Origin of the sequence: Rhizobium sp. 10PS4 (genome assembly GCF_032464805.1) — a bacterium.
Lineage (GTDB): Bacteria > Pseudomonadota > Alphaproteobacteria > Rhizobiales > Rhizobiaceae > Rhizobium > Rhizobium laguerreae.
In genome coordinates this window covers 54,929-76,424 of sequence record NZ_JAWDIW010000009.1, presented here as the reverse complement: position 1 = coordinate 76,424, position 21,496 = coordinate 54,929, and the positions used below count along the sequence as shown (strand labels likewise).

The following is a 21,496-nucleotide window of genomic DNA, read 5'->3' as shown; positions in this document are numbered from 1 at the left end:
CGCCTGGTCACGATCAAGATCGCACGCTTGCAGCGCCTGCAAAACTTGACGCTGTAGTGGTTTCATGGTGAAGGTCTCGACCAACCTCCCCTGATTTTCCGGAAATACGAATACCATGGCCACCGAACGTTATAATCCGCGCGATGCCGAGCCCCGCTGGCAGCAGAAATGGAATGAAGACAAGGTCTTCGAGACCGACAATGCCGATCCGCGCGAAAAATATTACGTCCTCGAAATGTTCCCCTATCCGTCGGGGCGCATCCATATGGGTCATGTCCGCAATTACGCCATGGGCGACGTCGTCGCCCGCTACAAGCGCGCCCGCGGTTACAACGTGCTGCATCCAATGGGCTGGGACGCCTTCGGCATGCCGGCGGAGAATGCCGCCATGGAGCGTGGCGTTCACCCCGCCTCCTGGACGTACCAGAATATCGGCTCGATGAAGGCGCAGCTGAAGGCCATGGGTCTTTCGCTGGACTGGAGCCGTGAGTTTGCCACCTGCGACGTCGAATATTACCAGCACCAGCAGCATCTCTTCCTGGATTTCCTGGAAAAGGGCTTGGTCTATCGCAAGCAGTCGAAGGTCAACTGGGATCCTGTCGACAATACCGTGCTCGCCAACGAACAGGTGATCGATGGCCGCGGCTGGCGTTCCGGTGCGCTGGTCGAACAGCGCGAACTGACGCAATGGTTCTTCAAGATCACCGACTTCAGCCAGGATCTGCTGGACGCGCTGGATACGCTCGACCAGTGGCCGGAAAAAGTGCGTCTGATGCAGAAGAACTGGATCGGCCGTTCGGAAGGCCTGACGATCCGCTGGGAGATCGTGCCGGAAACGGCACCTGCCGGCGAAAGCGAAGTGACGGTCTATACCACCCGGCCGGACACGCTGTTCGGCGCTTCCTTCCTGGCAATCGCCGCCGATCATCCGCTGGCGAAGGATGCTGCCGCGAAGAACCCTGATATCGACGCCTTCTGCGACGAGTGCCGCCGCGCCGGCACCTCGCTCGCAGCACTCGAGACCGCCGAAAAGAAGGGCATGGATACCGGTATCCGCGTCCGACACCCGCTCGATCCTTCCTGGGAGTTGCCGGTCTACATCGCCAATTTCGTCTTGATGGATTATGGCACGGGCGCGATCTTCGGCTGCCCCTCGGGCGACCAGCGCGACCTTGATTTTGCACGCAAGTATGACCTGCCGGTCGTGGCCGTCGTCATGCCGAGGGATGGCGATGCCGCAAGCTTCTCCGTCGGCGACACGGCCTATGACGGCGATGGCGTGATGATCAATTCGCGCTTCCTCGACGGCAAGACGACCGAGGAAGCCTTCAATATCGTTGCCGACCGGCTGTCGGCTGCTTCGCTCGGCAATGCGCCGCAAGGCGAGCGCAAGGTCAATTTCCGTCTGCGCGACTGGGGCATTTCCCGCCAGCGTTATTGGGGCTGCCCGATCCCGGTCATCCATTGCGACGATTGCGGTGTCGTGCCGGTGCCGAAGGCGGACCTGCCGGTCAAGCTGCCCGACGACGTCACCTTCGACCAGCCGGGCAATCCGCTCGACCGTCATCCGACCTGGCGCCATGTCTCCTGCCCGAACTGCGGCAAGGATGCCCGCCGCGAGACGGATACGATGGACACCTTCGTTGATTCGAGCTGGTATTTCACCCGCTTTACCGCGCCCTGGGAAGAAAAGCCGACCGATCCGGAGGCGGCAAACCGCTGGTTGCCGGTCGACCAGTATATCGGCGGCATCGAGCACGCGATCCTGCACTTGCTCTATTCCCGATTCTTCACCCGCGCCATGCGCGAGACCGGTCACGTCGCCGCCACCGAACCTTTCAAGGGTCTCTTCACCCAGGGCATGGTGGTCCACGAAACCTATAGCCGCGGCGCCGGCGCCAGCCGCGAATGGGTGGCACCCGCCGATATCCGCATCGACGAACTCGACGGCAAACGCCGGGCCTTCCTGTTGACGAACAATGAGGAAGTTGCGATCGGCTCGATCGAGAAGATGTCGAAATCGAAAAAGAACGTTGTCGATCCCGACGATATCATCGCCTCCTACGGCGCCGATACCGCCCGTTTCTTCGTTCTGTCCGACTCCCCACCCGAGCGTGACGTCATCTGGTCCGAAGCGGGCGTCGAAGGCGCTCATCGTTTCACTCAGCGTCTGTGGCGCTTGATTTCCGAAGCAGCCGACGCGCTCTCCACCGTGGTACCTGCGCCGGCAACCGATGGGGAGGCGTTATCGATCTCGCAGGCCGCCCACAAGACGCTCAAGGCTGTCGAGAACGACTATGACAAGCTCTGGTTCAACAAGGCCGTTGCCCGAATTTATGAACTCGTCAACGCGCTGGCCGCACCGATGACGAGGGTTGCGGCAGGTGAGGGTGATGCCACCTATCGCGCGGCGGTGCGCGATGCTGCCGAGATTCTGATTCAGCTCGTCTCTCCGATGACGCCGCATCTGGCTGAGGAATGCTGGGCCGCGCTCGGCAATGAAGGCCTGCTTGCCCGGACAAGCTGGCCGCGATACGACGAAACACTCGTCATCGAAAACGATGTCGTCTTGCCGGTACAGATCAACGGCAAGAAACGCGCTGAATTGACAATTTCTCGCGATGCAGATCAGAATGCCGTCACCAACGCCGTCCTGGATCTGGATGCGGTGAAGAACGCGCTGAACGGACAGGCACCGAAGAAGATCATCGTGGTTCCCCAAAGGATTGTAAACATTGTCGTTTGATATCGCTTGCAAGCTGGCCCGCAATGCCGGCATCGCCATGATCCTTGCCGCGGCGGCTTTTCTCTCCGCCTGCCAGGTCCGACCGCTTTATTCCGAGAATTCCGGTGTCGTCGAAAAGCTTTCCTCGGTCGGCTTTTCCCCAGCAAGCAGCCGCGTCGAGCAGCAGGTGCGCAATCGACTGATCTTCCTTGCGTCGCGCGGTGCCGGTGAAGCGGTAAACCCGCAATATCAGGTTGAGATTCGCGCTACCACGTCTGTTGCCGATACGCTCCTGAGGGATTCCTCGGACACGTCGCGCGCCGGCCGTGTGACCGTCAGCGTCACCTACACGCTGCGTTCGGCGACCGACAATCACGTCATCAAGGCCGGCAGCCGCGCTACCACGGCGCTGGTGGATTTTTCCGAACAGGAATTCGCCAAGCAGCGGGCGATCCGTGATGCCGAGAACCGCGCGGCGGATCAGGTGGCGGAATTCGTGGGAGCCGATATCGCCGCTGCCCTCAGCCGCTGAGGGCGGGGATGTGGCAGAGATAAAATCCCACGAATTCGAGACATTCCTGCAGAAATCGGCACGGAATTATCGGATATACGTCATCTACGGACCGGATCGCGGCCTTGTTTCCGAACGGGCAAGCCAGCTCGCCGACAAGAGCGGTGTTGCACTCGATGATCCCTTCTCGCTGACCAAGCTCGATATCGGCGACCTGCAGAAAGACCCCGGTCGGTTGGTCGACGAGGTCCAGTCGATCGGTCTGTTCGGCGGCGAGAAACTGATCTGGATCCGCGGTGCCGCCAACGAGAAATACCTCGTCGATTCCTTGGCGCTGCTGGCCGAAAAACCACTCGAAGCCGCCTATCTGATCATCGAGGCCGGTGACCTCAAGAAGGGTTCCCTGCTGCGCAAGGCCGCGGAAGCCGCCCGATCCGTCATGACGATCCCCTCCTACGCCGATGACAGCCGCGCCCTGAATGCATTGATCGATACAGAGCTCGGTGCAGAGAAGCTCGGCATTACGCCGGCCGCGCGACAAGCGCTGATCGCGTTGATCGGCGGTGACAGGATCGCTTCCCGAAACGAGGTGCGCAAGCTTGCTCTTTACTGCCGGGGCTTCGATACGGTCGAAGAACATCACGTTACCGAAATAATTGGCGACGCCAGCGCCATCTCGGTTGACGACGCCGTCGACGCCATCCTCGGCGGCGATCTCAACGCCTTTCTGCACGCCATGCAAAAGATCAGCAGTTCGAAAACCGCGATCTTTCTGGTTCTGCAGGCATGCCTGAAGCAATTCCAGCTTCTGGATGCGATGCGCGCCGAAATGGATGAAAAACGGCTGCAGCCACCTCAAATCATGCAGACAATGGGGCGGCATCTGCATTTCCGCCGCAAGCCGATCATCGAACAGGCGCTGCGCCAGTGGACAGCGGAAAGCATCGCCCGTGAATCCAATCGGCTACAGGCCGCTATTCTGCAAACTAGACGGCGGCAGGCGCTAGAAGACAGCGTTGCGATGCAAACGCTTCTGTCCACCACCCTTCAATCCGGCCGGAAATCCGCCTGACCAGCACAACGTCGGCCCAAAAAATCCTAACCGATTTTTGGAAAGAACGATGCGTTGTTTCAAGGAGTTAGAGCGTCGGTGCTCTGGAGCATGATGCCGAAAAGTGTGAGCGGTTTTCGGACGACATCATGCTCTGACTGTATAATGTAGAACAGGATTCAGATTTTAGGCCGACCCGGCCTAAAATCATCCTGTTCTAGCGCCTCTCGAGCAAGCGGCAGATTTCCTCGAGCTGCTCTAGCGACTTATAGGAAATTTTGATCTGGCCGCCGCTTGCCTTGTGATTGATCGCAACATCAAGGCCGAGCGCATCGGAAAGTGTCCGTTCCAGCGCCAGCGTGTCCGAATCTTTCTGATCTCGCCGCAAGGCCGCCTGCTGCGGCTCCGATTGGGCCTTGATATTGTTTTGCGCCAGCTTTTCCGCATCACGCACCGACATGCCCTTGGCAACGATCGTACGGGCAAGACTTGCCGGGTCGGATGTCGAAACCAGTGCGCGCGCGTGGCCAGCCGATAGGCTGCCGGCAGCAAGCAGATCGCGAACCGGATCAGGCAATTTCAACAGGCGCAACGAGTTGGCAACATGGCTGCGGCTCTTCCCGATGATTTCGCCGAGGTCGTTCTGGGTGTAGCCGTATTCCGCGATCAGCTGCTCATAACCCAAGGCCTCTTCGAGAGCATTGAGATCCGCGCGCTGCACGTTTTCGACAATGGCGATTTCCAGCGCGGTCTTATCATCCACATCACGGATAATGACAGGAATCTCGATCAGCCCGGCAAGCTGAGCTGCGCGCCAGCGTCGTTCGCCGGCGATGATCTCATATCGATCCCGCGACATCGTCCGCACAACAATCGGCTGAACGATACCGTGTTGACGAATGGAGCTTGCGAGATCGTGCAGTTCGGAGTCATCGAAGAACCGACGGGGATTGCGGGGATTGCGGCTGACGAACTCGATCGGGATCATTCTGTCGGCGCTGATAGTCCGCTCGGCTTCCACCGGGACAGGCTGATCCATTTCACCAATCAGCGCCGCAAGGCCGCGGCCCAATCGCCTTTTTGATACATCGTCATTCATGATCTACACTCACCTACACCCCTAAAATGATATCACGCGGCCAGTCTTTGGCGTTCTCGCTGGATGACCTCGGAGGCCAGCTGCAGATAGGCCTGACTGCCCGCGCACTTCAAGTCATAGAGAATAGCCGGCTTACCGTAGGACGGAGCCTCGGAAACCCGGACGTTGCGCGGAATTAACGTGTGGTAAACCTTGTCTCCCAGATGCGTACGCACGTCATTGACAACCTGCTGGGCAAGATTGTTGCGCGCATCGAACATCGTCAAGACGATACCCTGAATATCCAGACGCGGGTTCACCGTCCGCCGAACCTGGCTCACGGTCTCAAGCAGCTGGCTCAGCCCCTCCAGCGCAAAGAATTCACATTGCAGCGGCACCAGGACCGAATGCGCCGCCGCCATAGCATTCATCGTCAGCAGATTGAACGACGGCGGGCAATCCAGAAGAATATAAGAAAACGCCATGGCTTCGGGCGAAGAGAGCGCCTTCCGCAATTTGAACACCCGATCGCTCTGCTGCGAGATTTCCATCTCGATGCCAAGAAGATCCATCGTCGACGGGACGATAAACAGATTAGGAACCGCTGTTTCGAGAGTCACTTCGGGAATCCCACGATCACCGACCATCAGATCGTAGGAAGACAGCTTGCGATCACGACGATCGATACCGAGGCCTGTGCTGGCATTGCCCTGCGGGTCGAGATCGACGATCAGGACGCGCTCGCCGATAGCAGCAAGCGCCGTTGCCAGATTGATTGCTGTGGTCGTTTTGCCAACGCCACCCTTCTGATTTGCGATGGTGATAATCCGATGTCGTTCGCCAGCCATTGCCGCAATATCCGATCTGTTAAACCAAGCGCCGGAGATTTGATATTTCCAGAATAACAGATTCCTGCTCGACGGCGCTCTTATGTTCTAACAGATCGAATTCCCACCGACCACGTGCTTTGTCAATTTCCCTCAGGTAATCCCGGCCTTTATGAAAGAAGCCACGACAATTTTCCTTGCCAAGCATCCAGGGGGATGAATAACCGATGAGCCCATCAAGATCCGCAAGGGCGCGCGCCGAAATCGCACCACATTCGCCAACCTCCGTATAAGCATCTTCGATTCGAATGCTATGGACGCTGCCGCGCGCATTTGTCTCCCGTAGCGCTGTCCGCAGAAACGCTGCCTTTTTATGGTTGCTTTCGACCAGATGGACCCATCCACCTTGCAGCTCGGCCATAAAAATCGCCGTAATAACACCGGGAAAGCCGCCTCCGCTCCCGAGGTCAATCCAAGTAATCGGTCGAGGATGAATCTGAAAGACCTGGCTGCTATCAGCGATGTGCCGGTGCCACAGATCATCCAGTGTCGACGGCGCCACCAGATTGATTGCTTTTGCCCACTTCTGAAACAGCGCTGCAAAGTGTTGCAACCGCTCCTGTGTTTCACGTGAAACACGCAAACCGTTTAATTCCATTCTGAAAGACTCTCAAATCTTGTATCAAGCGCTATGGCGTTCGGCAGAGGATAGTCGACGCAAGTGCACGAGCAGCAACGCGATTGCCGCAGGCGTCATCCCTTCAACGATTGCGGCCTGGGCAATATTGAAAGGGCGAGCAGCGCTGAGCTTGACCTTCAGCTCGTTCGAGAGACCGGCCAGTGCATCATAGTTGAAATTTAGCGGTATCTGCCGCTCCTCGTCGCGTTGTTGATCGGCAATCGCCGAGGCTTGTCGATCGAGATAAACCGAATAGCCTGCCTCGATTTCCAACGCTTCCGCAACTTTCCGTCCAATCATGCCGAGCTTCTCCGGCCAAACCTGCCGAAGCGCGGCGAAATCATAATTCGGATAGGACAGTAAGTCATACGCGGTTCGGCGCTGCCCATCGAGATTGATATTCAAGCCCGCGCGGCGCGCCTCATTCGGTGTCACCACCAGCGACTGCAGCAGCGCCCGACTGGTTTCGATCTCTGCCTGATAGGATGTGAATCGCTGCACCCGCGCGTCACTGACGCATCCAAGCCGCATGGCCAGCGGCGTCAAGCGCATATCGGCGTTGTCAGCCCGCAAACTCAGCCGATACTCCGCGCGCGATGTAAACATTCGATACGGCTCCGTAACGCCTCGTGACGTGAGATCGTCGATCATGACGCCAATATAAGAACTCGTCCGGCTGAAATGGAACGGATCCGAATCGCTGCTTCGCAATGCGGCATTCAGCCCGGCTGCCAGTCCCTGCGCCGCCGCCTCTTCATATCCGGTGGTGCCATTGATCTGGCCGGCGAGAAACAAGCCTCTCAGCCGTTTGACCTCCAGCGATGGAGTAAGCTCTCTCGGATCCACATGATCATATTCGATCGCATAGCCCGGTTGCAGTATCCTTGCCGCTTCGAGGCCGGGGATCGTTTTGATGAAGTCTGCCTGCACCTCCGCCGGCAAGGAGGTAGAAATCCCGTTCGGATAGACCGTGTCATCGTCCAGTCCCTCAGGTTCGAGAAAGATCTGATGTCCATCCCGCTCTCCGAATTTCACCAACTTGTCTTCGATAGACGGGCAATAACGAGGCCCGACACCTTCGATCTGCCCGGAATACATTGCCGAGCGCATAATGTTGTCGACAATGATGCGGTGGGTCGCTTCGGTCGTTCTGGTAACCCCGCATTCGATTTGCGGCGTGGTAATCGTGTCGGTCATGAAGGAGAAGGGGACAAGCTCCTCGTCAGCCCCCTGTCGACCGATGGATTGCCAGTCGATCGTCTTGCCGTCCAGCCGGGCGGGTGTGCCGGTTTTCAGACGTCCCAGCCGCAGTCCCAGCCGGGCGAGGGTCGCAGACAATCCGATCGACGGCGCTTCACCGACACGTCCGGCCGGTGTCTTTTCCGACCCGATATGAATAAGACCGCGCAGAAAGGTTCCGGTGGTCAAAACCACCGCCGGCGCTTTCAGGGTCCGACCATCCTTCATGATCACGCCAGCGACGCAACCATCGACAACGTCCAGATCAAACGCATCGCCCTCGATGACATCCAGGTTCGGCGTCGCTTCGATCGCCGCCAGCATCGCCAGGCGATAAAGCTTTCGATCGGCCTGCGTCCGCGGTCCTCGGACAGCCGCGCCTTTCTTCTTGTTGAGCATCCTGAATTGAATGCCTGCAACATCGGCAACGCGACCCATCAGGCCATCCATCGCATCGATCTCCCGAACAAGATGGCCCTTGCCCAGCCCGCCAATTGCCGGATTACAGGACATGACTCCGATCGTGTCCCGCCTATGCGTAATCAGAGCGGTTTTTGCCCCCAGGCGCGCAGCTGCGCTGGCAGCCTCCGACCCCGCATGGCCGCCACCGATCACAATCACATCGAAGACATTATCCGTCATTCAAGACTCCATATCCGGCCGACGTTTCACGTGAAACCGTGCAGGGCCTTTGGCTCTAAAGGTTTCACGTGAATCATTTGCCAATACAAAATTCGGAGAAGATTACGCCGAGCAATTGTTCGACATTCACTCGACCGGTAATTCTGCCCAGATACTCAGCGGCAATTCGCAACTGCTCGGTCCGCAGTTCTAGATTCACATCCGGCTGCGATATGGCCGCATCAAGCGCCGCCAAGCATTTCGCGAGCGAATCCTTATGCCGCAGCCGGCTGGGAATTGCCATAGACAGGCCGGCAAAACGTCTCTCGACGATGTCGCCGATCAACCGCCGTAATTCCGATAGACCGTCACCCGTCGCCGTCGAAATCTGCAAATCATACCGACCCGAAGCGATTTCGGTCAGATCCTTCTTTGTCCCGACAGTAACATGCGGAGAGGACTGCTCCAAGTCGTCGGGAATCAGAGGATTCGTCATGTCGACCAGCAACAGGACAAGATCGGCATCACGGAGTGCTACGCGCGCGCGCCGCACACCTTCTATTTCGACTCTGTCGTCCGCCTCGCGAAGACCGGCAGTGTCATAGAGCTTGATCAGGTAACCATCAATGTCGAGATCAACCTGCAGGACGTCGCGGGTGGTTCCGGCAATCTCCGTCACGATTGCGACGTCTCGACGCGCCAAAGCGTTCAACAGGCTCGATTTTCCAGCATTCGGAGCACCGGCGATGACCACTTTGAAGCCGTCTCGGATAATCTCGCCGGCCGAAGCTGCTGCCAGGTGATCCCCGATATCGCTGCGAAGCTTCGCCATATCGGCCCAGACTGCATCCGATACCGACCCTGGAACGTCATCCTCGTCGGGGAAATCAAGTTCCGCCTCGATCAGCGCGCGGGCGCGCGTTAATCGTTCCGCCCACGAATCGTAAATTGCGGAAAGCCCGCCTGCGCTATGTTCGACCGCAAGGCGTCTTTGCATTTCGGTCTCGGCGCCAATGAGATCGGCCAGCCCCTCCACCTCGACGAGATCAAGCTTGCCGTTTTCGAAGGCCCGGCGGGAGAACTCACCCTCGACCGCCATCCGAACACCCGGAATATCGCCAAGGGTGTGAAACAGCGCCGCCAGCACGGCTCTGCTGCCGTGGATCTGCAGCTCGGCAACATCCTCGCCGGTAAACGAATTCGGAGCAGGAAAAAACAGCACCAGGCCGCTATCGATCGGCTGATTGTTACGAGTCCGAATCGTTCGGTAAGACGCAGACCGGGCTGCCGGAACGGATCCGACGAGCTTCACCAATATGTCTCTGGTCAGCGGGCCGCTGATTCGAACGACTGAAACACCCGAAGGCAGGGCGCCGCTCGATAGTGCATATATCGTATCATTCAACATGGCCATATCGCCTGGTTCATCAGTTGGAATCGAAATCGATCCTCTCAAATAGAAAAGCTGGCGGCATCGCAAGATGCCGCCAGCTTCAAGGGGTGAATCCGGCTAAGGATTATGTGTTCATCGATTCGAAGAAGTCGGAATTATTCTTCGTCTGCTTGAGCTTGTCGATCAGGAATTCGACCGCATCGGTCGTGCCCATCGGCGCCAGGATACGGCGGAGCACGAAGATCTTCTGCAGATCCTGACGTGGGACCAGAAGGTCCTCCTTGCGCGTACCGGACTTCAGGATGTCCATTGCCGGGAAGATACGCTTGTCGGCGACCTTGCGGTCGAGGACGATTTCCGAGTTGCCGGTGCCCTTGAATTCTTCGAAGATGACTTCGTCCATGCGGCTGCCGGTATCGATCAGCGCCGTCGCGATGATCGTCAAAGAGCCGCCTTCCTCGATGTTACGCGCCGCGCCGAAGAACCGCTTCGGCCGCTGCAGAGCGTTGGCGTCCACACCGCCGGTCAGGACCTTGCCTGACGAGGGAACGACCGTGTTATAGGCACGGCCCAAGCGCGTGATCGAATCGAGCAGAATAACAACGTCGCGTCCGTGTTCGACAAGGCGCTTGGCCTTCTCGATGACCATCTCGGCCACCTGCACGTGACGCACCGCCGGTTCGTCGAAGGTCGAGGAGATTACCTCGCCGCGAACCGAACGCTGCATGTCGGTCACTTCTTCGGGGCGTTCATCGATCAGCAGGACGATCAGATAGCACTCCGGATGGTTGGCGGTGATCGAATGCGCGATGTTCTGCAACAACACGGTTTTACCGGTACGCGGCGGCGCGACGATCAATCCACGCTGGCCCTTGCCGAGCGGTGCCACCAGGTCGATCACACGTGGCGACAGATCCTTGGTGGTGGGAATATCCAGTTCCATCTTGAAGCGCTCATTCGGATAGAGCGGCGTCAGATTGTCGAAATGAACCTTGTGACGGATCTTTTCCGGATCGTCGAAATTGATGGTGTTGACCTTGAGCAGCGCGAAATAGCGCTCGCCTTCCTTCGGCCCACGGATGGGGCCTTCGACCGTATCACCGGTTTTCAGCGAGAAACGGCGGATCTGCGACGGGGAGATATAAATATCGTCCGGGCCCGGCAGGTAGTTCGCATTGGGCGACCGCAGGAAGCCGAAACCGTCCTGCAGCACTTCGACGACGCCTTCGCCGATGATTTCGACATCCTGGCTGGCAAGCATCTTGAGGATCGCAAACATCAGCTCCTGCTTGCGCATCGTGCTTGCATTCTCGACCTCGAGCGATTCGGCAAATGCCAGCAGATCCGTCGGGGATTTACTCTTAAGTTCCTGAAGCTTCATTTCAGCCATGAAGTGACCAATACTCTTTTCAATTTCAAAGGGGAAAGGCGATGTTGGGTCGTATTCGGTACCGCGAAAGGGCTCGCAGACGACTGAACTCTACACACATGCCACGTAGATGAGGTGCGCGGAAAATAGCGACTCGCAATCGCTGCCGCAAGAGGGCTGGTTAAAATGAAGCAAATTTAACCTGAGGACGATTTTCCTCAGAAAGGTTTCACCACGACGAGGATGACGATCAGGATCATCAGCACCGTCGGGGCTTCGTTCATGAACCGCCAATAGCGCGCCGAGCGGCGGTTTTCATCCCGATCGAAGGCCCTGACGGCGCGGCTGAAGAACATATGAACACCGGTCAGCAGTACGACGAGACCGATCTTGGCATGCAGCCAGCCGCCCTGGAATCCATAAACCGACCAGGCGAGATAGAGGCCAAAAATCCACGTCAGCATCATCGCCGGCGTCATGATGATTCGAAGCAGCCGACGCTCCATCACCTTGAAAGTTTCCGATTGCACCGAGCCGGGCTCCGCATCGGTGTGATAGATGAAAAGCCGCGGCATGTAGAACAGTCCTGCCATCCAGGAAATGACTGCAATGATATGCAGCGCCTTGATCCAGAGATAGAGATTATCGGGGTTCCAGGCAAAAAGCCCGACCGCCATCAGCGCAAAGAAGGCCAGCGCAAAATGAGCCCGGCGCCGGGCGTAGGCGCCGGATCTCCGATCGGTCTGCTTTTCCATCGTCACGCCCCGCCTCGCACGCGATCCACCAGCAGACGCACATGCTCTGGGTCGGCCTGCGGTGTAATGCCGTGACCGAGATTGAAGATCAGCGGACCATTGCCGAGATGCTGCAGAATATCATCGATGCCTTCCTCCAGCGCCCGGCCGCCGGCAACGACGCGCATCGGATCAAGGTTGCCCTGAACCGGTCCATCCTTTTGAAGTTCGGCTGCAAAGGCCAGCGGAACCGACCAGTCGAGGCCGATCGCATCAGCACCCGTCTTCTGGCGATAGGTCTTGAGCTGATAGCCGGCGCCCTTGGCAAAGGCGATGATGCGAGCATGCGGCCGTTGTGATTTGACGGAAGCGATCATCCGCGCAACCGGCTTGATCGCGAACGCCTCGAACTCCTTCTCGCCGAGAACACCTGCCCAGGAATCGAAGATCTGCACGGCATCGGCGCCGGCATCGATCTGGGCGACGAGATAATCGGCCGATACGTCGGCAAGCAGCATCAGCAGATGCTCGAAAGCGCGGGCATGCTTGTAGGCGAAGAGACGGGCAGGGGCCTGATCCGGCGTGCCGTGACCGGCAATCATGTAGGTGGCAACCGTCCATGGCGCGCCGCAGAAACCGAGCAGCGTCGTCTCCGCTGGCAGCTCTTCACGCAGCCGCCGTACCGTTTCCAGAACCGGCCTGAGATAATCGACAACCTCTTCGCCGTTCAAACTGCCGATCCCGGCTTCATCGATCGGATCCATCTCCGGGCCATGGCCCTCGGTGAACCGGACATTTCGCTTCATTGCGTCTGGAATGACCAGGATATCGGAAAACAGAATGGCCGCATCGAAGCCATAGCGGCGGATCGGCTGCAATGTCACTTCGACGGCGTGCTCAGGCGTGTAGCAGAGATCGAGAAAACTCCCTGCCTTTGCCCGTGTCTCCCGATATTCCGGAAGATAACGTCCTGCCTGTCTCATCAGCCAGAGAGGAGGAGGGGAGAGGCTTTCGCCACTCAAAACCCTCATGATCTTTCGCCGCGTATCGCTCAAGCGCTTCTTCCCTATAAAAAAACAAAGATCTTTTAAAAGGTTTCTATTTCTTAGAGTCGGTGACTATCAAGGATTAAAATCCATCCACCGCCGATGCCATTTATCGCGCGCGTGCAAAAGACCATCGGAAGGATTTGCCGATCTCCTCCGAATTTCGGGGAGAAGCCGAATCTGAAAGTGATTCCAGATCCTTCCAGCTCGGCGATTTTTCTCATAGCTGTGGATAGGCTGTGGACGAGCTTTCAGGAAATAGATCTCTTCCCCATCGTCCACAGGGCCAATCGAAACTGATCCGCAAAATCCGAAATGTGGATAAGGAAGCATGTTTTCCCTTGCCCGAGACTGCCTCGCCGCCGTAGCTCTGTTTCATCCAGTCTTTTCAACAGGCAGCGGAAAATAGCGTGGAGAACAGAACGAACTTCTTTCATCTGCATCTGATTTCTGACTCAACAGGAGAGACTCTGATCTCCGCCGGGCGCGCCGCGTCGGCGCAGTTCAGATCGGCGCAGCCGATCGAACATGTCTATCCGCTGATCCGCAATCGCAAGCAGCTGCTGCCGGTTCTACAGGCGATCGATGACGCCCCCGGCATCGTGCTCTACACTATTGTCGACCGGGAGCTTGCGAGCCTGATCGATGAACGCTGCATCGAGATGGGTGTCGCCTCGGTGAATGTGCTCGAGCCGGTGATGAATGCCTTCCAGATCTATCTCGGCGCCCCGTCTCGCCGCCGTGTCGGGGCCCAGCATGTGATGAATGCCGGCTACTTCGCGCGCATCGAAGCGCTGAATTTCACCATGGATCACGATGACGGCCAGATGCCCGACGATTACAACGATGCCGATGTCGTGATCATCGGCATCAGCCGTACGTCGAAAACACCGACCAGCATCTACCTCGCCAACCGAGGCATCAAGACGGCGAACATTCCAATCGTCTATGGCGTGCCATTGCCGGAGAGCCTCTTCGTCGCGAGTAAACCGCTCATCGTCTGCCTGATCGCCACCACCGACCGTATTTCCCAGGTGCGAGAAAATCGTGTGCTCGGGGTGACGCAGGGCTTCGATCGCGAACACTACACCGATCGCGCCGCAATTTCCGAGGAGCTGAAATATGCCCGCTCCCTTTGCGCCCGTCACAACTGGCCGCTGATCGACGTCACCCGGCGCTCAATCGAGGAAACAGCCGCGGCAATCGTTGCCCTGCGGCCGAAGCTGCGCTAAGCGCTGACGAAAAGCCGGCACGCCGAGGAACCCATGACGCCGAAACTCATCCTTGCATCGCAGAGCCCCTTTCGCCGGATGCTGATGGAAAATGCCGGTCTGCCCTTCGAGGCGCATGCCGCAAGGATCGATGAACGGGCCATCGAAGCGCCGCTGGAAAAAGCCGGCGCTAAGCCTGATGCCGTGGCCCTCGTCCTGGCAAGAGCCAAGGCTGAGGAAGTCAGCCGCCGTTTTCCGGATAGCCTGGTCATCGGTTCGGATCAGACGATGTCGCTCGGCGACAGCGTCTTCCATAAGCCGAAGGACCTGGCCGACGCGGCTAGCCATCTTCAGGCACTTTCCGGCGTAACTCACCGATTGAACAGCGCCGTCGCCATCGTCAGCGATGGCGTGGTCTTGTGGGAACATCTCGCCCATACCGAACTGACGATGCGGCCGCTGACGGGGGAGTTCATCGCCAGACATCTGGCGCGGGTTGGCGAACGGGCGCTTTCCAGCGTCGGCGCCTATCAATTGGAGGGGGAGGGCATCCAGCTCTTCGAAAAGATCGAGGGTGATTATTTCACCATTCTCGGCCTGCCGATGCTGCCGCTCTTAAAAAAATTGCGAGAACTCGGAGCGATCGATGGGTGATTCACGTGAAACATTTGGGCCGAAAGCGTTTGTCACGGGCTTTCCCATCAAGCATTCGCGCTCGCCACTGATCCACGGATACTGGCTGAAGACGCTTGGCCTGCCGGGCAGTTATCGCGCTCATGAAGTGGCGCCCGGGGCCTTTGCCGATTTCATTCACTCGTTGAAGGATGGCAGTTCCGGCTTTACCGGGGGCAATGTCACCATTCCTCACAAGGAGTTGGCGTTCCGGCTCGCCGACAAACCGGACGCGCTATCGCAAGAGCTCGGCGCCGCGAACACGCTCTGGCTGGAGGACGGCGCTCTGCATGCGACGAATACCGACGGTCGCGGCTTCATCGCCAATCTTGATGAACGCCATCCGGGCTGGGACCGGCATGGCACGGCCGTCGTCTTTGGCGCCGGCGGCGCCAGCCGGGCGATCATCCAGGCGGTCCGTGATCGCGGTTTCAAGGAGATCCACGTCGTCAACCGCACCGTCGAACGCGCGCGTGAACTCGCGGATCGTTTTGGCCCGCGTGTTCGGGCCCACCCGATCGGGGCGCTTGCCGAAGTCATGAGCGGCGCCGGCCTCTTCATCAACACAACCTCGCTCGGCATGGACGGCGAGCCAGCGCCGCAACTCGATTTCTCGCCTCTTGCAGCCAATGCCGTCGTCACCGATATCGTTTATGTCCCCTTGAAGACCCCGATCCTGGAGCAGGCGGAAGAGCAAGGATTTCCCATCGTCGACGGTCTCGGCATGCTCTTGCACCAGGCCGTGCCCGGATTCGAGAAATGGTTCGGCCAGCGTCCCGTCGTCGATGCGCCGCTGCGCGCGCTGATCATCGCGGATATGGAAGCACACTGATGCTGAAGATCGGCCTTACCGGCTCCATCGGAATGGGAAAATCGACAGCGGCAAGGCTCTTCGCCGATGCCGGAATCCCGGCGAATGATTCGGATGCCGTGGTCCACGATCTCTATGCCGGCGAGGCTGCACCCCTGGTGAATGCTGCCTTCCCCGGCACGATGAAAGATGGAGCCGTCGACCGACATGAACTCGGCCGCCAGCTCGCTGTTGATCCTGCCGGCTTCAAACGCCTGGAAGCGATTGTCCATCCGCTGGTTCGCAAACGCGAGACGGAATTTCTGGAACGGCAACGCGCCGCCGGCGCCGACATGGTATTGCTCGATATTCCATTACTTTTCGAAACTGGCGCCGAGGCAAGAGTGGATGTCATCGTCGTCGTCAGCACTGATCCACAGATTCAGCGCCAAAGGGTGCTTGCGCGCGAAGGCATGACCGAGGAAAAATTCGAGATGATTCTCTCACGCCAGACGCCGGACACGGAAAAACGGCGCCGGGCCGATTATCTGGTCGATACCAGTCACAGTATCGCGACGACGAGGGAACGAGTGCTTGAGATCGTCGCCGACCTGAAAACGCGGATTGCCAAGGGAGATTTCCGGAATGCGTGAGATCATCTTCGATACGGAAACAACCGGCCTCGACAACCGCGCCGACCGCATCATCGAAATCGGCGGCATCGAGCTCTTCAATCATTTCCCCACGGGCAACACGATCCATATTTTCATCAATCCTGGAGATCAGAAGGTTCATCCGGATGCGCTCGCCGTGCACGGCATCACCGATGAATTCCTGAAGGACAAGCAGCCTTTCGCCGACATTGCCGAACAAATCCTTACCTTCTTCGGCGATGCGAAGTGGATTGCCCACAACGCCACCTTCGATATGGGCTTCATCAACGCGGAATTCGCGCGGATCGGTTTGCCGCCAATCCTGCCGGAACGGGTGCTCGACACGCTGTCAATGGCGCGGCGCAAACACCCGATGGGACCAAATTCGCTCGATGCGCTTTGCCGGCGCTACGGCATCGATAATTCGCACCGCACCAAACACGGCGCGCTGCTCGACTCTGAACTGCTTGCCGAAGTCTATATCGAGATGATCGGCGGCAGGCAGGCAGCCCTCGGTCTCGGCATGGTCGGCAAATCCAACCAGGCAGTGCGCGGTGACACGGGGATGGAAGACGACGTGGTGATTGCCGTGCTCGAGAGGCCCCGGCCGCTCGCCCCGCGCCTCAGCCAAACCGAGGAGCAGGCGCATGAGGCGCTCGTCGCCAAGCTCGGTGAAAAAAGCGTCTGGGCGAAATACGCCAACCTCGATTAAACCGGTCCTCAAATGAACCGGTCCTCAATTGAAGATGCCCGGGACCAGCCCGGGCATCCGCATTTCAGACAAGAAAGAGCCGGTCAGTTCGGGACGGCCTGAACCTTGGCGCGGGCCTGTTCTTCGGCAACGCGCTGAGCGAACATCTGCGTGAAGTCGATTGGGTCGATCATCAGCGGCGGGAAACCGCCGTTGCGGGTGACGTCGGCGATGATCTGACGGGCGAAGGGGAAAAGCATGCGCGGGCACTCGATGAACAGAACCGGCAGCATGTGTTCCTGCGGGAAACCGGCAACGCGGAAAACGCCGCCATAGGTGAGTTCGGCATGGAAAACCGTCTTGTCGCCGTCCTTGGCTTCGGCATTCAGCGACAGCACGACATCGAAATCCGTATCGGAAAGCGGGTTGGCATTGACGTTCACATTGATGTTGATCGTCGGCGCCTTGTCGCGGGCCTGCAGCGAACGCGGCGCACCGGGATTTTCGAAGGACAGATCCTTGGTATATTGCGCAAGGATCGAAAGGGTGGGGTTGGCCGCACCGTTGCTGTTGTTATCGTCTGCCATTGGCTTTTCCTCGAGGGGCATGGGAATGGTGCCGCCATCTAACATTTCAGGGAAGGGCTTACAACCCTGGGCGCTTGGCGCGGTTGATCAGCCGCAGTGCCTCAGTCGCCGAGATGCTTGCCGGACCAAGGCGAGTTGCGATCCGGCTCCCTATGATAGTCCTCCTCGTCGAGATCGACTACCTTCGAGTTCGGCTTGCGGTCGCGGAAATCGGGTTGCGGACCGGAGGAAGAGCCGCCCTTGGCATTGACGACGACGAAGCGTTTGGCGATCGCCCGCCAGACGAGATCACGCACCGGCGGAATGAGAATGAGGATCGCGATGATATCCGTGAGGAAGCCGGGAATGATCAGGAGCAGCGAGGCGATGACGTTCATCGCCGGCCGCAGCAGGTCGCGGCCCGGCATCACCCCATTTCGTCCTTCGCTCGACATGCGGCGCAAAATACCGATTCCCTGCCGGCGCAGCAGAACCACGCCGACAACGAAACCCAGCATGACCAGAACAAGCGTCAGCCACAATCCGATAGCCTGGCCGACGACGACGAAACCGGCAATTTCGGCGAACGGCAGCAGCAGAATGAAGGCTGGCAGTATCGAAAAACGCATGTCGGTCATGTCCCGGGCTCGCCGGTCTCCTCTTTGCGCCGGCGAAGATGCCAGCCATCATTTGAATCATCTGTATAGGCAGACTATATGGGAGTACAAATCAGAGATGTTAACGGCGGCTGCGATACGATATGAGTTCGAACGACTTCATCACATTATTTTTCCTGGTGGCGGCTGTGCTGATTTTCTTTCAGCTCCGCTCCGTGCTCGGGCGCCGTACAGGAAATGAGAAGCCGCCGCGCGACCTCTATACGCCGCGGGATGCGGCTCCGGCCGAAGCCGGCAAGGTCGTGACGCTGCCGCGGCGCGATGCGACGACGGAGGATGAGGATCGCTTCGCCGCCATCGATGCTTTCGCGGCGCCCGGAACGCCGCTCAACGAATCGCTGCGTGCGCTGAACAAGGCCGATCCCGCCTTCAGCCCGAAGGAGTTTCTGAACGGCGCCCGCATGGCTTATGAGATGATCGTCATGGCCTATGCGGATGGCGACCGGAAAACGCTGAAGAACTTGCTGTCTCGCGAAGTCTATGACGGCTTCGATGCGGCGATCGGCGAGCGTGAAGCCCGGGGCGAGAAGGTGAAGTCCACTTTCGTCGGCATCGACAAGGCCGAAATCACCCATGCGGAAACAAAGGGCAGCGAAGCGCAGATCTCCGTGCGCATCGTCAGCCAGCTGATATCGGCCACCTACGACAAGGCGGATGTGCTGATCGAAGGCGACGCCGAAAACGTCGCCGAGGTCAACGACCTCTGGACCTTTGCCCGCGACACCCGCTCGCGCGATCCGAACTGGAAACTCGTGGCGACCGAATCGGAACATGAGTGACCACGCATCGGACTTCGTCCTGCAGGCAATAAGCTTCGACACTCTGGAAGGCTGGAAGGATGATGATCCCTCCGGCCTTTTTGAAGTCATGCGAAGCTGCCAGCGGCAGATCACCGATGTCAAACCGTACCGCACCGGATCGCTGGGCCTGAGCTCGGAAGACCTGCTTCCGCTTCTCGCCGCCGCCGGAGATTTCATCCCGTCATCTCCGGCATCGGCACGCGCTTTTTTCGAGACGCACTGTCGGCCCTTTCTGATTCGCCGCAAGGACGGCAATGCCGGCTTCGTCACCGCCTTCTACGAACCTGATATCGACGTGTCGGAGCGGCCGGACGAAATTTTCCGTTTTCCCTTCTACCGGCGTCCGGACGATCTGATCGATCTCGACGACGCCAATCGCCCCGCCGAACTCGACAAGGCCTATGCTTTCGGCCGTCTGCATGAGGGCCACGTCACTGCCTATCCGGACCGCCGCGCCATCGATCAGGGATTTATCGAGGGCCGCGGCCTCGAAATCGCCTGGGCGAAGTCGAAGGTCGATGTCTTCTTCGTGCATGTGCAAGGCGCTGCCCGCCTGCGTTATGAGGATGGTCGTATCGGCCGCATCACCTATGCGGCGAAGGCCGGCCACGCTTTCTCGGCGATCGGCAAGCTGCTGATCGAGCGCGGCGAGATCGATCGGGCGGAGATTTCGATGCAGGCGATCCGTGCCTGGCTGGGGCGCAATCCCGAGCACGTCGATGAAGTGTTATGGCATAACCGCTCTTATATTTTCTTCCGTGAAGCGCCGGTTGCCGATCCGCAGGCAGGTCCGATCGCCGCCGCCAAGGTTCCGCTTCTCGCCGGGCGCGCGCTTGCGGTCGACCGGATGATCCATACCTTCGGCTTTCCCTTTTTCATTCGCGCCGAAAGCCTCACCCATCTCGACCAGGGCCGGCCGTTCCGCCGGCTGATGCTGGCGCTCGATACCGGTTCGGCGATCGTCGGGCCGGCGCGGGGTGATATCTTTACCGGTTCTGGGGATATGGCCGGGGAAAGTGCCGGCACCGTCCGCAACGAGGCCGATTTCGTCATCCTCATTCCCAATGCCGCCGCTGGACGATTCGACTGATGGCCAGGGATCGCAAGCTCAACACCGACGAGAGGATCCTCTGGGGCAAGGTCGCCCGCAGCACCCGGCCGATGCCCGGCAAGGCGGGGGCGTTGACCGAACTCGATGCTTTTCTTGCCGAAGCCGAGGCGGCGGCCGAACGGGAACAGGAAAAGCAGACGCCCGCCACACCCACGCCGCCGCAGCCGGCAGCACCGTCAATGGCGAAACCATCGGCCGGGGTGCATCATCCGCTGGAAAAGCCGGTCAAGCGGAAGATCGCCAAGGGCCGGCTGGCGCTCGAAGCGCGGATCGACCTGCACGGGCTAGTGCAGAGCCAGGCCCATGCCATCCTTCTCGATTTCCTGATCCGCGCCCATGAGCGCGGCATGCGCCATGTGCTGGTCATTACTGGCAAGGGCAGCTCCATGGGCAGCGACGGCGCGCTGAAGCGGGCTGTGCCTCTTTGGTTCTCGAAGCCGGAATTCCGCTACCTGATCTCCTCCTATGAACCGGCCGCACAGCATCATGGCGGTGAGGGCGCGCTCTACATTCGCCTGTCGCGGCGGCATGGGGAAAGGCCATGACACCCTTCGGAGAGGCGGTTCGCAGGCTGCGGGCGCGCAAGGGCGTCTCGCAGAAGGAGATGGCGGAGGCACTGAATGTCTCCCCTGCCTATCTCTCGGCGCTCGAACATGGAAAGCGTGGGCTGCCGACATTCGATCTGCTGCAGCGCATCGCCGGTTATTTCAACATCATCTGGGATGAGGCCGAGGAACTGTTTCTGCTCGCCCGTTCTTCGGACCCGCGCGTCGTGATCGACACCTCCGGCCTGCCCCCCGAATATACCGATTTTGCCAACCGGCTGGCCCGGCGAATCCGCAGCCTTGACAGCGCTGAGATAGGCCGGCTATCGGCTCTTCTCGAAAATGGCGGTAAAGGCGACGGAAAAGCGTCATAATCCCCTGTTTTATGCCTTGTTTTAGGGGCTTGCCATTGGGAAGTGGGTTCAAAAAACCTATATACAAGAGTGAAGAAAGCCGGTGATTCGCAAGGCGCGCCGCAGCTTTACGACAACAGGGAAAATCTCGACA

The 21,496-nt window shown here is 58.8% G+C and carries 22 protein-coding genes; 12 read left to right on the top strand and 10 right to left on the bottom strand.

Features of this window, described 5'->3' with window-relative positions:
- The first annotated feature begins 115 nt into the window (after positions 1–115).
- Genes leuS through holA form a run of 3 tightly spaced genes read left to right on the top strand, consistent with a single transcriptional unit; the run spans position 116 to position 4,308 of the window.
- A complete protein-coding gene (gene leuS, locus RWJ89_RS18225; protein ID WP_131665094.1) occupies positions 116–2,746 on the top strand; it encodes a leucine--tRNA ligase in 2,631 nt (876 codons plus the stop codon).
- Positions 2,736–3,257, top strand: coding sequence for an LPS assembly lipoprotein LptE (gene lptE, locus RWJ89_RS18220; protein WP_168284797.1), 522 nt, complete (start codon positions 2,736–2,738; stop codon positions 3,255–3,257). The genes leuS and lptE overlap by 11 nt, the downstream gene beginning before the upstream one ends.
- A gap of 10 nt (positions 3,258–3,267) precedes the next feature.
- Positions 3,268–4,308: a DNA polymerase III subunit delta gene (gene holA / locus RWJ89_RS18215; RefSeq protein ID WP_131665092.1), complete on the top strand. Its 1,041-nt coding sequence runs from the start codon at positions 3,268–3,270 to the stop codon at positions 4,306–4,308.
- A gap of 196 nt (positions 4,309–4,504) precedes the next feature.
- Here holA and RWJ89_RS18210 read toward each other — a convergent pair whose 3' ends face one another.
- The 8 genes from RWJ89_RS18210 to hemE form a co-directional block, all read right to left on the bottom strand.
- Complete coding sequence (locus RWJ89_RS18210; RefSeq protein WP_017962618.1) at positions 4,505–5,386, bottom strand: ParB/RepB/Spo0J family partition protein; 882 nt, start codon at positions 5,384–5,386, stop codon at positions 4,505–4,507.
- A 32-nt stretch (positions 5,387–5,418) separates the two neighbouring features.
- The gene (locus tag RWJ89_RS18205) at positions 5,419–6,213 is read right to left on the bottom strand and encodes a ParA family protein (protein ID WP_011654065.1); all 795 of its coding nucleotides are present in this window, start codon (positions 6,211–6,213) and stop codon (positions 5,419–5,421) included.
- 19 nt (positions 6,214–6,232) lie between these two features.
- Positions 6,233–6,850: a 16S rRNA (guanine(527)-N(7))-methyltransferase RsmG gene (gene rsmG / locus RWJ89_RS18200; protein WP_222009835.1), complete on the bottom strand. Its 618-nt coding sequence runs from the start codon at positions 6,848–6,850 to the stop codon at positions 6,233–6,235.
- A gap of 24 nt (positions 6,851–6,874) precedes the next feature.
- Positions 6,875–8,752, bottom strand: a complete 1,878-nt coding sequence (gene mnmG / locus RWJ89_RS18195; RefSeq protein ID WP_316031216.1) for a tRNA uridine-5-carboxymethylaminomethyl(34) synthesis enzyme MnmG — start codon at positions 8,750–8,752, stop codon at positions 6,875–6,877.
- A 73-nt stretch (positions 8,753–8,825) separates the two neighbouring features.
- Entirely contained in the window at positions 8,826–10,145 is a 1,320-nt protein-coding gene (gene mnmE, locus RWJ89_RS18190) for a tRNA uridine-5-carboxymethylaminomethyl(34) synthesis GTPase MnmE (protein WP_316031215.1), read from the bottom strand.
- 103 nt (positions 10,146–10,248) lie between these two features.
- Positions 10,249–11,514 carry a transcription termination factor Rho gene (rho, locus tag RWJ89_RS18185; protein WP_020052216.1) on the bottom strand — a complete coding sequence of 422 codons (1,266 nt, stop codon included), beginning with the start codon at positions 11,512–11,514 and terminating at the stop codon, positions 10,249–10,251.
- A gap of 197 nt (positions 11,515–11,711) precedes the next feature.
- Complete coding sequence (gene hemJ, locus RWJ89_RS18180) at positions 11,712–12,248, bottom strand: protoporphyrinogen oxidase HemJ (RefSeq protein WP_168284792.1); 537 nt, start codon at positions 12,246–12,248, stop codon at positions 11,712–11,714.
- 2 nt (positions 12,249–12,250) lie between these two features.
- On the bottom strand, positions 12,251–13,282 hold the full coding sequence (gene hemE / locus RWJ89_RS18175) for a uroporphyrinogen decarboxylase (protein WP_131665088.1): 1,032 nt from the start codon (positions 13,280–13,282) through the stop codon (positions 12,251–12,253).
- Positions 13,283–13,683: 401 nt separating this feature from the next.
- Between hemE and RWJ89_RS18170 the strand changes: the two genes are divergently transcribed.
- The 5 genes from RWJ89_RS18170 to dnaQ are packed head-to-tail and all read left to right on the top strand — an operon-like array spanning position 13,684 to position 17,311.
- Positions 13,684–14,505, top strand: coding sequence for a pyruvate, water dikinase regulatory protein (locus RWJ89_RS18170; protein ID WP_011649834.1), 822 nt, complete (start codon positions 13,684–13,686; stop codon positions 14,503–14,505).
- Between the two features lie 33 nt (positions 14,506–14,538).
- Complete coding sequence (locus RWJ89_RS18165; RefSeq protein ID WP_131665087.1) at positions 14,539–15,138, top strand: Maf-like protein; 600 nt, start codon at positions 14,539–14,541, stop codon at positions 15,136–15,138.
- Entirely contained in the window at positions 15,131–15,988 is an 858-nt protein-coding gene (locus tag RWJ89_RS18160; protein ID WP_222009838.1) for a shikimate dehydrogenase, read from the top strand. Before RWJ89_RS18165 ends, RWJ89_RS18160 begins: the two co-directional genes overlap by 8 nt.
- A complete protein-coding gene (gene coaE, locus RWJ89_RS18155) occupies positions 15,988–16,599 on the top strand; it encodes a dephospho-CoA kinase (protein ID WP_168284789.1) in 612 nt (203 codons plus the stop codon). Before RWJ89_RS18160 ends, coaE begins: the two co-directional genes overlap by 1 nt.
- Positions 16,592–17,311 carry a DNA polymerase III subunit epsilon gene (gene dnaQ / locus RWJ89_RS18150; RefSeq protein WP_131665084.1) on the top strand — a complete coding sequence of 240 codons (720 nt, stop codon included), beginning with the start codon at positions 16,592–16,594 and terminating at the stop codon, positions 17,309–17,311. Before coaE ends, dnaQ begins: the two co-directional genes overlap by 8 nt.
- A gap of 83 nt (positions 17,312–17,394) precedes the next feature.
- Here dnaQ and secB read toward each other — a convergent pair whose 3' ends face one another.
- Together secB and RWJ89_RS18140 are read right to left on the bottom strand one after the other, a co-directional pair.
- The gene (gene secB / locus RWJ89_RS18145; RefSeq protein ID WP_003544086.1) at positions 17,395–17,877 is read right to left on the bottom strand and encodes a protein-export chaperone SecB; all 483 of its coding nucleotides are present in this window, start codon (positions 17,875–17,877) and stop codon (positions 17,395–17,397) included.
- Positions 17,878–17,978: 101 nt separating this feature from the next.
- Complete coding sequence (locus RWJ89_RS18140; RefSeq protein WP_032999562.1) at positions 17,979–18,485, bottom strand: FxsA family protein; 507 nt, start codon at positions 18,483–18,485, stop codon at positions 17,979–17,981.
- 131 nt (positions 18,486–18,616) lie between these two features.
- Between RWJ89_RS18140 and RWJ89_RS18135 the strand changes: the two genes are divergently transcribed.
- Genes RWJ89_RS18135 through RWJ89_RS18120 form a run of 4 tightly spaced genes read left to right on the top strand, consistent with a single transcriptional unit; the run spans position 18,617 to position 21,363 of the window.
- On the top strand, positions 18,617–19,312 hold the full coding sequence (locus tag RWJ89_RS18135) for a Tim44/TimA family putative adaptor protein (protein WP_020052224.1): 696 nt from the start codon (positions 18,617–18,619) through the stop codon (positions 19,310–19,312).
- Entirely contained in the window at positions 19,305–20,423 is a 1,119-nt protein-coding gene (gene mltA / locus RWJ89_RS18130; RefSeq protein ID WP_168284787.1) for a murein transglycosylase A, read from the top strand. Before RWJ89_RS18135 ends, mltA begins: the two co-directional genes overlap by 8 nt.
- A complete protein-coding gene (locus RWJ89_RS18125; RefSeq protein WP_168284786.1) occupies positions 20,423–20,989 on the top strand; it encodes a Smr/MutS family protein in 567 nt (188 codons plus the stop codon). The genes mltA and RWJ89_RS18125 overlap by 1 nt, the downstream gene beginning before the upstream one ends.
- Positions 20,986–21,363, top strand: a complete 378-nt coding sequence (locus tag RWJ89_RS18120; RefSeq protein WP_131665081.1) for a helix-turn-helix domain-containing protein — start codon at positions 20,986–20,988, stop codon at positions 21,361–21,363. Before RWJ89_RS18125 ends, RWJ89_RS18120 begins: the two co-directional genes overlap by 4 nt.
- The last annotated feature ends 133 nt before the right edge of the window (positions 21,364–21,496 follow it).